A 12,009-nucleotide genomic window follows, 5' to 3' on the forward strand; every position below is an offset into this window, starting at 1 on the left:
CTGCCTGAAGTCGCTAGCCATCCAAGACGTAAGCGCTATGTGGCACCGGCGTGCGTTCATCATGATGGCCATCGACGGTGCAGTTCATCGATGACGAATCGATGTGAATGCGTCTTTTCGTTCCCGTCCAGATTCGTCAAATGTGGGTGTTCGCCTGGTAGATCATCGTGACGATGTTCTATCTCATCAGGATCAAGTTGCGGCCACGAATACCAGGCAGCGATCAGCCCGGAAACAGCCAGGCCGGTCAGCGCGCTGATCGCCACGGGGATTCCCCAGCGAGCTCCAACCATGCCAGCAAGTGGATATGCGATTAGCCAGCAAACATGAGACAGCGAAAACTGCGCAGCGAACAAAAATGGTAGATCAGCAGAATCAGCGGAACGGCGAAGCAAGCGACCTCCGGGGGTGACAAGTCCTGCATAAGCCATCCCGAGAAGTACCCAGCCTGGAATGACTACGGCCCAGGTGACGACTCCGTTCAATCCAATCCAGGTGCCGAGCAGGCCCGCTAGTACTGTGCACATCAGGCCAGCTGCTGCGAGCATGACCAGTCGGTCCGAGATTTTTCCCAGGATTTTCGGTAGAAGCATGGCGATCGTCATCGATCCGATACCGAACGCAGCCAGGGCCCAGGCCACTTCACGCTCACCGCCATGAAGGACGCTGCGCACCACAACCACGGTATTGACGAATACCAGCGATCCGCCCGCAGCAGCGACCAAGTTTAGCGCCAGCAAACCACGCAGACGCGGTGTGTGCAGGTAGATGCGCATTCCTCGAATGGCTCGCGTGTACGGTCCCTCATTTCCTCGCTTGTCCGCGATCAAGGGAAAGACGGTTGAGAAAACTAGTATCGCGGAGAGTACGAAGCCAACAGAAGTCCCGGCAAATAACCCATGGAAACTGATCATAGTAAGCAACGCCGCAGCCAACGCAGGGCTCAACAGACTTTCAAGGTCATACGCCAAGCGGGAGAGCGATAGTGCCTTGGTGTAGTCCTTCTCATCCTTGAGAATCTCTGGAATGAGTGACTGGAAAAGGGGAGTGAAACATGCGGAGGCGGATTGCAACAGTGCAATCAGGATGTAGACCTGCCAGATTTCGGTGACGAACGGCAGGGTAAGAGCAGCCGCGGCTCGGGCCAGGTCAAGTGCGATCAAGACGGTCTTTCGCAATGCTGGAGGTACTACGGCCGCTGAGACTGGGGCGAGTGTCACATAGACGATCATCTTGATCGCCAGTGCTGTCCCCAGCACGGCGCCAGCTTCGGCACCGGCCAGGTCGTAGGCCAACAAGGCCAATGCAACCGTCGCCAGACCTGTGCCCACCAGAGCTACGACCTGGGCGGCAAACAGGTTCCGGAAGCTTGAGTTCTTCAGAACGTCGATCATGGAAGGAATCTCGAGAAGTGCATGCAAGGAGATAGAGCGGGACCAGTTGGGTCCCGCTCGCTCTTTCAAACAGATTACTTCTTCGCCGCACCCGCCTTCTGAGCATCACAGGAGGTCTTCAGCGCCTTGGTGGCCGAGTCATTGTGATTGACGTCATACTTGGATGCATCAGCCAACTGCTCGCAGGTGGTGGGCTTGGGCTTCTTCACTACCGCTGCGGGAGCCGGGGTGGGCTCATGCAGGGCAGGGTCATGCGCGACTGCAGCTCCGGAGGTGGAGGCTGCTGCGAGGAAGCAAGCTACGAGAACATTGCGGATCTTCATGGGTAACACTCCGGAAAATGCGGTGTACACACCGCGGGTTGAAATCAAGTGTGGGGAGATCAAGGGCGATACAGGTCAGCTTGGAAACCGACGACTTCGACCGAAACGTCCACCGGTGTGGTGCCACGGTTCTGCCAGTACCAGCCGTGCGTCCCATCGAAGGGGGCAATGAAAGTGCCTTCGGCTTGGGTCTGCGCGGCCTCGACTGAATAACTGGTCCAAGCGCCCTTCACCTCCGGGCGCTCACCGTGCATATCCACCGCCACGTCGCCGGTAGCTTTCCAGCGGTAGATAGCGCCGGCACCCTGCTTAAGATGTGCTTTTACTTCAGCGCCCTTGCCCGGCTCCAATGTCACGGTAAGTGCGTCTGTACGCATTGGACCTGCGGTAAGTGAGTTTGCAGCGGCATCCAACGTCTGCCCCTTGTTCTCACCAAAAGCGGCTTTGGCTTTTTCGGCCAAGGTCTGGTTGGCCTGGTTGTTGGAACCCGTGACCGGAGCCGCGGCATCTGGCGCATTGTCCTCAGTAGTCTCGGCCAGCTTGGTCAGGCCCAACGCCCGACCGACACCGGTCGGGTCAATGCCGTACTCGGCAGGCATGACGGTAGTGACCAGCAGCACAGATGCTACGGCTGCGGCGATGAAGGTGGCGCGGACCAGGCGGCCGGTGCTGGGAAGAGGCTGATTTGCAGTAATGGACATTGAATTATCTCGATCAGGAAACGAAGTAGCCGGTGAGCTGGTAGCCGATGAGCAGGAAACCAGCGGTCATCAACACGGCGTTGGCACCAAAGGCTTGGCGGGCAAACATCGGCGAGCGGCGCCAGAAGCCCATGACGATCAGGATGAGCGCCAGAGCAAGGATCTGGCCGATCTCCACGCCAACGTTGAACGCCAACATGTTGGCGACGAGACCTTCCGGGGACAGTGAAAAGTCCTGCAGCTTGGTGGCAAGGCCGAGGCCGTGGAACAGACCAAAAATCATCACTGCAGCCTTCGTGTTGGGCTGAAAGCCGAACCAACGCCGGAAAGCACCCATGTTGTCTAACGCCTTGTAGACAACAGAAAAGCCGATGAGGGCGTCCACAATGTATGGATTGACGTGGAAGCCGCCCAACACGCCGAGCAGCAGCGTGATGCTGTGCCCTATGGCAAAGAGCGTGACGTAGATGCCCACATCCTTCATGCGGTACAGGAAGAACACCACCCCCAGCAGGAACAGGATGTGGTCGTATCCGGTGAACATGTGCTTGGCACCCAGATAGGTGAATGCCAGCAGATTGCGGCCGGAACTTTCTTCGAGGAAGGCGGCGTCCCCCTCGCTGACGCCATGGGCCACCGCAGCTGCTGTTGTGGTCAGCAGCGCAAGGCCTGCGAGTGCGGCCGCAGGTAGCTTGATGTTGCGCAAGAAACTCTCCTTTACTTTCGGAATTGAAGGAGCGCTCATGCGCGCTCCGTGTTGTTGAGGTTCCCATCGCGATGGATGAGGCGATAGAGCGCCGGTAGCACCAGCAGGGTCAGCAAAGTGGATGACACGATTCCGCCAATAACGACTGTGGCCAGCGGGCGCTGCACTTCTGCGCCAGCGCCGACGTTCAGGGCCATGGGCAGGAATCCAAGGCTAGCCACCAGCGCCGTCATCAGCACCGGCCGCAAGCGGGTAATCGCCCCCTTATGGACGGCGTGTTCCAGAGAGGCGCCGTCCTCGCGCAACTTTTTGATGAAGCTGATCATCACCAAGCCGTTGAGCACCGCGACGCCGGATAGAGCGATGAAGCCAACGCCCGCTGAGATGGATAGCGGGATTCCCCGCATTGCCAGTGCCAGTACGCCGCCTGTGAGTGCCAATGGCACACCGCTGAAGACGATCGCGGCATCCTTGCCCGAGCCGAAGGCCATGAACAGCAGGCCAAAGATGAGCACCAGCACGACCGGCACCACGACCGAAAGGCGCTTGCTGGCAGAGATCAGCTGCTCGAACGTGCCGCCATACTCCACCCAGTAGCCCTCCGGCATCGCCACCTCCGTATCCACGCGTTCGCGCAGCTCCTCCACGAACGAGCCAAGATCCCGACCGCGAACATTGCTGGTGATGACCACCCGTCGTTTGCCGTTCTCCCGGCTGACCTGATTCGGACCTGGGGCGACTTCCACCTTGGCCAGTTGGCCCAGCGGCACATAGCCACGTGCCGCTTCCTCACTAACTGGCAACGCGACGGGTAGTGACGCCAAGGTCCTCGGGTTTTCGCGCATGCTCTCTGGCAGGCGAACCACGATGTCGAAGCGGCGATCCCCCTCGAACACTTGGCCGGCTGTTTCGCCACCCAATGCCATGGAGATCGTTTTCTGCACGGCGTCGATCGATACGCCATAGCGGGCCAAGGCATCCAGATCGGGCGTGATGGTCATCAGGGGCAGGCCGGTGACTTGTTCCAGCTTCACGTCGGCATTGCCCTCGATGCTACTGGCAACCTTCTCGATCTGCCCACCGATGGCTGCCAGCTGGTCCAGGTCATCGCCATACAGCTTGATCGCCACCTCGGCGCGAACACCCGCGATGAGCTCGTTCATGCGCATCTGAACCGGCTGGGTGAACTCATAGTTGTTGCCGGGAATGGCGCGCACGGCCTTTTCCAGCTCGGCAATGAGTTCAGCCTTGGGTTTACGTGGGTTTGGCCATTCGCTGCGGTCCTTCAACATGATGAAGGTGTCAGCCACCGAAGGCGGCATCGGATCGGTGGCCACCTCGGCGGTACCGATCTTGGCTACAACTTCATCCACCTCCGGGAACTCCTTGATCCGAGCTTCCAGTTGCCGCTGCATGCCAATCGCTTGGGTCAGGCTCGTGCCTGGAATACGCAGGGCATGCAGAGCGATATCACCCTCATCCAGGTTCGGGATGAACTCAGTGCCCAGACGGGTCGCTAGTGTGCCTGAGAGAACAATGAGAACAACTGCAGCCGCCACCACCAACTTGCGTGCAGACATGACCTTGTCCAGCAAGGGACCGTAGAAACGGCTTACCTCACGCATCGCTCGGGTTTCCTTCTCCGAGACCTTCCCGGTCACGAACTGGGCCACTGCCGCCGGCACGAACGTCAGCGATAGCGCCATCGCTCCGGTTAACGCGATGATCACCGTCAACGCCATCGGGTGGAACATCTTTCCTTCCACCCCGGACAGGGCGAAGATCGGGATGTAGACGGCGGCGATGATGAACAAGCCGAACAAGCTTGGCTTGATCACTTCAGCGCTCGCACTAGCAGCAAGCTCAAATCGCTCTTGACGGGTGAGAAGGCGTCCCAATGCATGCTGTTGCTCGCCGAAACGACGCAGGCAGTTCTCCACGATGATTACTGCACCATCAACGATCAGGCCGAAGTCCAACGCACCCAGGCTCATCAGGTTCGCCGAGACGCGGTTCTGCACCATTCCACTGATCGTCAACAACATGGTCAACGGGATCACCGCGGCGGTGATCAACGCTGCGCGCAAGTTCCCTAGCAGCAGGAACAGCACAGCGATGACGAGCAGGGCACCTTCCAGCAGGTTCTTGCGAACGGTTTCGATGGTGCGGTCAACCAGTTCAGTGCGGTCGTATACAGCGTGTACACGAACCCCCTCAGGCAGTGTCTTGTCAATTTCCATGAGCTTCGCAGCGCTTCGCTGTGCGACTTCCCGGCTGTTTTCCCCGATCAGCATGAACACGGTGCCAAGCACCACTTCCTTGCCATCCTTGGTAGCGGCACCCGTACGGAGTTCGCTGCCCTCAAGCACTTCGGCAACATCGCCTACGCGCAACGGAAGTCCGTCGCGTGTGGCCACCACAATTTTCCGAAGCCCGGCGATGTCCGCCACCTGGCCGGGCACACGGATCAGGTACTGCTCGCCTGATCGTTCGATATAGCCGGCACCGACGTTGGCATTGCTGCGATCTACTGCATCAAGAACGTCCTGCATGGTCAGACCGTAGGCCTGAAGCTTCGAGGGGTCAGGGGTGACGTGGAATTGGCGAACATACCCGCCAACGGTGTTGACCTCGGTGACTCCCTTGAGGTGGCGCATCTGCGGGCGCACGACCCAGTCCTGCAGTGTGCGTAGTGCCATGGGTGTCCAGGTGTCTTCTGCACCGGGCTCCGCTTCGACCGTGTACATGAAGATTTCGCCCAGGCCGGTGGCAACCGGTCCCAGCGAAGGTTTCAAGCCAGAGGGCAGGGCAGAGGCCGCCTGTTGCAGGCGTTCTGCGACCTGCTGACGGGCGAAGTAGATATCGGTTCCATCCTCAAACACCACCGTGACCTGGGAAAGACCGTAGCGGGAAACCGAACGGGTGTACTCAAGCTTGGCCAGGCCGGCCAATGCTGTTTCGACAGGGAACGTGACGCGCTGTTCTGCCTCCAATGGCGAGTAGCCGGGTGCTTCGGTGTTGACCTGCACCTGGACGTTGGTGATGTCTGGCACAGCATCGATGGGGAGCCGGTTGTAGTTCCAGATGCCAAGGCCACACAGCCCAAGCACTAGGAGTAGCACCAGCCATCTGTGAGCGATCGACGCTCGTATGATTCGTTCGAGCATGGCCGTTCCTTAGTGGTCGTGGCTGGCGCCGGACTTTTCGATGTCTGCGCGGATCAAGTAGCTTTGCTCTGCGACGTAGGGTGTCCCGGGCTTCAGCCCGCCCAGTACCTCGACGTACTCGCCGTCCCTGCGACCCAGCTCAAGCATGCGTACCTCGTAGGTGTCCTTCACCTGCGCAAACACGACGGTGAAATCGCGAAATCGCTGCAGGCCGGACTCCTTCACCGCAAGCGGCACTTCTTCGGAAGACAACGTCACTTCGGCTGCGACCGTCATTCCAGGCCGCCAACGGCCATCCGGGTTGGGCAGACTCAAGCGGGCGACCACGCTCTGCCCGCTAGATGCCACTGGCAACAGCGAGGCAATGGTGGATTCCACGGTGGTCTCGCCGGTCGCCGAGCGAACCAGTACAGCCTGGCCGACCGCCAAGCGCTCGGCGTCGGTGCCGATGGCCCGCAGATCCACCCATACCTCGCCCAGGTTGGCTATTTCGATCAAGGTGTTGTCGGCAGCCACATCGCCCACGTTGGTTGTACGCGTCAGCACGACGCCATCAAACGGGGCGGTCACGGCGTAGGTACGCATGCTCTCGTTGCCCTCGATCGTCGCCAGGGTTTGCCCGTGTGCAACGCGGTCGCCCACTTGAACCTGCACCGCACGAACGATTCCCGGGAACCTTGCTTTGATTGCAGCAAGACGGTTCTCATTCAGCGCGACCGTTCCCATCAATTGAACGGTGTCACGAATCGTTGCTGGACCTGAGGTCTCAATGACAACGCCGGCATCCTTTGCCGCTTCAGCATCAATGGTGGTTCGACCTTCATAGGACGCGTAGGTCCAGTTATGGGCTTTTCCGCCGAGCGTGGCATTGACCTTCACGTCGAACGAATGCGGCTCCACAACCTCGGCACTCGCGGCTAGATAGTCTTTCTCCACCTTGAAGGCGAAGGCGTTGACCTCGCCGTCGAGTCGCGCGACCTCCATACTGGCGGTTACCTCACCCGGGGCGATCGGTTTATCGTCCCGGTATGCATACAGGCGGAAGTGCGGCGGCGTGTTGGTTTCGTACACCGTCACCTCGATGGCGACGTTGCCATCGCGCAGCATTCGGCCACGATGAGGGCCGCGCTCATAGTCGGCGCCGGCAGCTACCGAGCCGTCCTCTGCAGCAGGTACAGCGTTCGGCTTGTCGCCACAGGCGGCGAGCATCAGCGGTAGCAGGATCAGGAATGCATAACGCTTCATTGGGAGGCATCCGGAAATTGAGCGGTCAGGCGTTCAACCTCGACCAGAAGGGTGTAATAGCGAGCGGCCGCTTCGACCTCGCGTTCGCGCAGGTCGAACAGGGTCTTCTCGGCTTGCGCAAGCGCGAGGAAAGAGAATCGACCGGCTTCAAAGCCACGGCGCGTCAGGCTGATCGCCTCCTGCGCTTTGGGTAGCATCCGGGCGCGAAGCGCTTCCACTTCCGAGCGGGCTTGCTGCATCAACTGATAGCGATCGAACAATTGCTGGCGTTGTTCCAAACCTGTGACTTGGGCGCGAGCATGCACAGCAGCCAGATCCGCATCGGCTTCAGCAACGGAGTAGGACGCGCGGCGTTGGCTTCCAAGTGGCAGGGAGAAGGACATCACCAGCCCCTGATCACCCGTAGCTTCCAAACGACGAACGCCAAGACTGACGTTCACATCAGGCTTTCCACTCGCAACTGCAATCCGACGACGAGCCGCAATAGACTCTGTTTCGAGCTGCGCAAGACGCTGTTGCGGTGTCTGCGGCAGGCGGCCGGCCAAGATTCCGAAATCCGCGAGTGGGGGCAGGGTGTCCAGATCCGCGATAACGGTATCGAAGTCCGGGGTGAGGGCTCCCCAGCTGGCAGCAAGGCGTGCCTTGGCTCCCTGAAGGGCTTGAAGCGCCAGCTCGTGCTTCAGTTCGGCATCGGCCAATGTAATCTCTGCGGCCCGAAGGTCGGTGTCCGGATTACGTGCTGCCTGCACCCACCTGGCAACTTCTCGACGCGTGCTGTTCGCGTGGCGAACCCGTTCTTCGGCGTTCTCCACGTGCTCCTGAGCGACAGCGGCCTGAATGAATCTCTGCGTAGTGCTATTGGTGATGTCGAGTTTGGCCACGCCTTCAGCGCCTCGCTGAAGGTTGATCTCTGCATCACCCAATGCGGCGCGGGCATCACGCTTCCCACCCAACTCAAGGACGCGTCCAATGCGCAAGGTGGTTTCAGCTGAGTCAACACCGCTCAGCCCGCCGGTACCGGCAACGTTTTCGAAATCGGCTCCCACTACATAGGGAGCGGGAAGGGCCTCTCGGTTTGCACGATTACGTACCGCCTCCAGGCGGGCGACTTCGACTTGGATTGTGGGATTCGCCAGGAGAGCGCGGGCAACGGCTTCCTCCAGGCGCAAAGGTTCAGCAGCGAAGCCGCACGGGGCAACGCTGCAGGTACCGACCAAAGTCAGTACCCACATGCAACGCAAATTCACGGGATCTTCTCCGATTGTTCGACGAATAGCGCAGCCGGCCGCAAATTGCGACCAGCACTGTCAGGCCGCTATAAGGCGGCCGGATTCGTCAAACGATTGGAGGTCTGAAGGGTGTAGAGGGTTGTTGCGAAGGACGCCAATAGACGTCTAGAGGCGGGACCGTGGTATCTGGAACACCTGATGGAGTCCAGTGACTGTGGTTGCAGAGGTTGATTGCACCATTGGCGTCAACCGAGTGGAGCAGGGCATGCGGCCCCTTGGCATGCTCAGGATCGGAATCCGAATCAGGTTCGCCAGGGTGGTGATGGCCATGCTCAGCGGCTTCAACGATCGCGTGATCTGTGGAGTGTAGGTCACCCATCAGGTTCAACATCGGACGCACCAACGAAACTATGGCCAGCAGCGCAAAGAGGCTGACACGAAGCAGATCGGAAGTGGCCGACGTACGGTACATTCCATTAGGGTAAATGGCTTTCTAGGCTTTTGTCGATATAGGCGCGAGCAACAGGAGAATCCTCACGGAGGACGTCCAATGCCTTTGTGAAAGACTCGGAATCCCTCGCGGGTATGGACGACTACCTGTTGGCTCTAGCCAACGTTTCCCCGCCACATGCGTTTTCTTGCGGGGGATCTAGGAGAAACAGCGTTGCTTCAGGCGCAGTGCCACGTTCACCAAGATGATCAGAACCGGCACTTCTATCAGCGGGCCTATGACGGCTGCGAATGCGACCGGCGAACTGATGCCGAACGCAGCCACTGCCACCGCGATAGCCAGTTCGAAGTTGTTGCCGGCAGCGGTGAAGGCGATGGCGGTTGTGCGCGGGTAGTCTTTAGCGATCAGCTTGCCCATGAAGAAGCTGATTATGAACTGGACCAAAAAGTAGATCGTCAGTGGAACGGCTATCCGCAAAACATCCCGGGGGAGTTTGACCACATCGCCCCCCTTCATTGCGAACATCACCACGATCGTAAACAACAGGGCCACTAGCGTTATCGGGCCGATCGCAGGTAGAAACCGGTGCTCGTACCAGTGAAGTCCTTTTGATTTGGTCAACGATCGACGTACCAGGTAACCGGCAGCGAATGGGATGCCGAGATAGATCAGGACAGCTTCCGCAACTGGCCAGAATCCAATGTTGAGCACCACGCCTTGCAGGCCCAATGCCGTCGGCAACACGGAGAGAAACAGCCAGGCATAGACGCTGAACAACGCGATCTGGAAGATTGAATTGAACGCCACCAAGCCGGCAACGTACTGGTTGTCGCCTTTCGCAAGCTGGTTCCATACCAGGACCATTGCGATGCAGCGGGCCAGCCCTATCAGGATCACCCCGGTCATATAACCCGGCTGATCGCGTAGAAATATCACTGCCAGGGCGAACATCAGAACTGGGCCAATCACCCAGTTCTGAACCAGCGATAGCGCCAATACCCGCTTATCCCTGAACACCACGCCCAGCTGCGCGTAGTCAACCTTGGCGAGTGGGGGGAACATCATCAAGATCAGCCCGATAGCGATTGGCACGTTCGTAGTGCCGATGGTCAACGCGTCTACCTGGTGCTGCAGGCCAGGGAAAATGATGCCCAGCCCCACGCCAACCGCCATGGCCAGGAAAATCCAGACGGTCAGGAAGCGATCCAGAAATGACATGCGCTCAGGGCGCATCTCAGCCACGTCGTTCATCAGCAGCAGCCGGGCGTGCTGCTGGACTGATCGCCAGCACAACAGTTTTCTGTCAGGTACTCGACCAGACTTGTCATGGCATCAAAGTTTGCACGGTAGCAGATGGTTCGACCGAGTTGCTCGGAAGTGACAAGGCCCGCAGCAGCCAGCTCTTTCAGGTGAAAGGACAGCGTGGCACCGGGGAGGGCAAGTGCCTCGGCGATCTCACCGGCCAGCTTGCCGCCGCGACCTGCTTCGACAAGTAAACGGTAGATCGACAGCCTTGTGCCATGACCGAGGGCTGCTAGAGCTCGCGTTGCAGTTTTATGTTCCATAGATCTAGAATAATGGAAATAAAGAGAAGGAACAAGTTATGCCCAATCTCCCGAACATCCATGCCGAGTCCCTGCAGTCGCCTTCGTGCTCAGACCTTGATGTGGCTGATCCGAGCAAGCATCGACCGCGCATCCTGATTCTCTATGGTTCGTTGCGTCCACAGTCCTTCAGCCGGAAGCTCGCTTTGGAGGCACAGCGCCTACTGGAACACTTCGGCGCGGATACTCGGCTGTTTGATCCACACGAACTGCCGATGCTGGACGCGGTACCGGCCGATCACCCCAAAGTGATCGAGCTGCGTGAAGTCTCCACGTGGTCAGAAGGTCAGGTCTGGATCAGTCCGGAACGTCACGGGACGATGACCGCCGTGTTCAAGAATCAGATCGACTGGTTGCCGCTGGAGGACGCTGGCATTCGCCCAACCCAGGGCCGCACACTCGCAGTGATGCAGGTCAGCGGAGGCTCACAATCTTTCAATGTGGTGAACGCGTTGCGCGTGCTGGGCCGTTGGATGCGCATGATCACCATCCCGAACCAATCGTCAGTACCCAAGGCTTGGCAGGAATTTGACGAGCGAGGTCGAATGAAGCCATCTCCGTACTACGACCGGGTTGTGGATGTAATGGAAGAGCTGGTGAAATTCACGTTGCTGGTCAGAGATCGCAGTGACTATCTGGTTGATCGCTACAGCGAGCGCAAAGGTGACGCAGCCGCCGCCGCTCTGGCGACAGCGTCCGGAGCCAAATCCTCTGCAACAGCGGGAGCCGCAGCATGAAGGCAACGATCTACCACAATCCCAACTGCGGAACCTCCAGGAACGTTCTTGCCCTGATCAGACATGCGGGCATCGAACCGGTGATCGTCGACTACTTGATCGAAACCCCAACCAAGACACGCTTGGCCTACCTGATCGGCCAGGCCGGATTGAGCGCACGCGAGGCGATCAGGCAGAAGGGCACTCCTTACGAAGCGCTCGGTCTGGCCGATCCAGCTTTAAGCGACGATCAATTGCTTGATGTCATGCTGGCTCATCCGATCCTGATCAATCGACCATTTGTGGAAACCGATCTGGGCGTGCGACTTGCTCGCCCCTCTGAAGTCGTCCTTGAGATATTGCCAGCAATAGCTGCTCCATTTATGAAAGAAGACGGTGAAGTTGTCATCGATGAGCACGGCAATCGTCCTGAATCCTGATCAACGCCAGATGGCCAAACCCATGCAGGACAC

The 12,009-nt window shown here is 58.9% G+C and carries 11 protein-coding genes; 2 read left to right on the plus strand and 9 right to left on the minus strand.

Going from position 1 to position 12,009, the window contains the following annotated elements; genetic code table 11:
* Positions 1 to 59: 59 nt before the first annotated feature.
* The 9 genes from ACVOMB_RS10915 to ACVOMB_RS10955 form a co-directional block, all read right to left on the minus strand.
* A complete protein-coding gene (locus tag ACVOMB_RS10915; RefSeq protein WP_481531196.1) occupies positions 60 to 1,394 on the minus strand; it encodes an MFS transporter in 1,335 nt (444 codons plus the stop codon).
* Positions 1,395 to 1,468: 74 nt separating this feature from the next.
* Complete coding sequence (locus ACVOMB_RS10920) at positions 1,469 to 1,717, minus strand: hypothetical protein (protein WP_481531197.1); 249 nt, start codon at positions 1,715 to 1,717, stop codon at positions 1,469 to 1,471.
* A gap of 59 nt (positions 1,718 to 1,776) precedes the next feature.
* Complete coding sequence (locus tag ACVOMB_RS10925; RefSeq protein WP_296247990.1) at positions 1,777 to 2,418, minus strand: hypothetical protein; 642 nt, start codon at positions 2,416 to 2,418, stop codon at positions 1,777 to 1,779.
* A gap of 13 nt (positions 2,419 to 2,431) precedes the next feature.
* Positions 2,432 to 3,115: a HupE/UreJ family protein gene (locus ACVOMB_RS10930; RefSeq protein ID WP_481513629.1), complete on the minus strand. Its 684-nt coding sequence runs from the start codon at positions 3,113 to 3,115 to the stop codon at positions 2,432 to 2,434.
* Between the two features lie 44 nt (positions 3,116 to 3,159).
* Positions 3,160 to 6,291, minus strand: coding sequence for an efflux RND transporter permease subunit (locus ACVOMB_RS10935; protein ID WP_481531198.1), 3,132 nt, complete (start codon positions 6,289 to 6,291; stop codon positions 3,160 to 3,162).
* Positions 6,292 to 6,300: 9 nt separating this feature from the next.
* Positions 6,301 to 7,536 (minus strand): efflux RND transporter periplasmic adaptor subunit, encoded by a 1,236-nt coding sequence (locus ACVOMB_RS10940; protein WP_481531199.1) that lies wholly within the window; start codon positions 7,534 to 7,536, stop codon positions 6,301 to 6,303.
* Positions 7,533 to 8,768, minus strand: a complete 1,236-nt coding sequence (locus ACVOMB_RS10945) for a TolC family protein (RefSeq protein ID WP_481531200.1) — start codon at positions 8,766 to 8,768, stop codon at positions 7,533 to 7,535. Before ACVOMB_RS10945 ends, ACVOMB_RS10940 begins: the two co-directional genes overlap by 4 nt.
* Before the next feature lie 646 nt (positions 8,769 to 9,414).
* A complete protein-coding gene (arsB, locus tag ACVOMB_RS10950; protein ID WP_481531201.1) occupies positions 9,415 to 10,467 on the minus strand; it encodes an ACR3 family arsenite efflux transporter in 1,053 nt (350 codons plus the stop codon).
* Positions 10,467 to 10,781, minus strand: coding sequence for an ArsR/SmtB family transcription factor (locus ACVOMB_RS10955; RefSeq protein ID WP_481513625.1), 315 nt, complete (start codon positions 10,779 to 10,781; stop codon positions 10,467 to 10,469). Before ACVOMB_RS10955 ends, arsB begins: the two co-directional genes overlap by 1 nt.
* 38 nt (positions 10,782 to 10,819) lie before the next feature.
* Here ACVOMB_RS10955 and arsH point away from each other — a divergent pair, with 38 nt between their 5' ends.
* Together arsH and arsC are read left to right on the plus strand one after the other, a co-directional pair.
* Positions 10,820 to 11,557 carry an arsenical resistance protein ArsH gene (gene arsH, locus ACVOMB_RS10960; RefSeq protein ID WP_481531202.1) on the plus strand — a complete coding sequence of 246 codons (738 nt, stop codon included), beginning with the start codon at positions 10,820 to 10,822 and terminating at the stop codon, positions 11,555 to 11,557.
* The gene (arsC, locus tag ACVOMB_RS10965; RefSeq protein ID WP_481531203.1) at positions 11,554 to 11,976 is read left to right on the plus strand and encodes an arsenate reductase (glutaredoxin); all 423 of its coding nucleotides are present in this window, start codon (positions 11,554 to 11,556) and stop codon (positions 11,974 to 11,976) included. The genes arsH and arsC overlap by 4 nt, the downstream gene beginning before the upstream one ends.
* Positions 11,977 to 12,009 lie beyond the last annotated feature (33 nt).

It is taken from the genome of Stenotrophomonas sp. STEN018, from assembly GCF_056760235.1.

What these genes read in the sequence shown, in the direction of transcription:
- arsC (WP_481531203.1), top strand. Translation starts at nt 11,554, where the DNA reads ATGAAGGCAACGATCTACCACAATCCCAACTGCGGAACCTCCAGGAAC.
- ACVOMB_RS10935 (WP_481531198.1), bottom strand. Translation starts at nt 6,291, where the DNA reads ATGCTCGAACGAATCATACGAGCGTCGATCGCTCACAGATGGCTGGTG.
- ACVOMB_RS10945 (WP_481531200.1), bottom strand. Translation starts at nt 8,768, where the DNA reads ATGTGGGTACTGACTTTGGTCGGTACCTGCAGCGTTGCCCCGTGCGGC.
- ACVOMB_RS10955 (WP_481513625.1), bottom strand. Translation starts at nt 10,781, where the DNA reads ATGGAACATAAAACTGCAACGCGAGCTCTAGCAGCCCTCGGTCATGGC.
- arsB (WP_481531201.1), bottom strand. Translation starts at nt 10,467, where the DNA reads ATGAACGACGTGGCTGAGATGCGCCCTGAGCGCATGTCATTTCTGGAT.
- ACVOMB_RS10940 (WP_481531199.1), bottom strand. Translation starts at nt 7,536, where the DNA reads ATGAAGCGTTATGCATTCCTGATCCTGCTACCGCTGATGCTCGCCGCC.
- ACVOMB_RS10920 (WP_481531197.1), bottom strand. Translation starts at nt 1,717, where the DNA reads ATGAAGATCCGCAATGTTCTCGTAGCTTGCTTCCTCGCAGCAGCCTCC.
- arsH (WP_481531202.1), top strand. Translation starts at nt 10,820, where the DNA reads ATGCCCAATCTCCCGAACATCCATGCCGAGTCCCTGCAGTCGCCTTCG.
- ACVOMB_RS10915 (WP_481531196.1), bottom strand. Translation starts at nt 1,394, where the DNA reads ATGATCGACGTTCTGAAGAACTCAAGCTTCCGGAACCTGTTTGCCGCC.
- ACVOMB_RS10925 (WP_296247990.1), bottom strand. Translation starts at nt 2,418, where the DNA reads ATGTCCATTACTGCAAATCAGCCTCTTCCCAGCACCGGCCGCCTGGTC.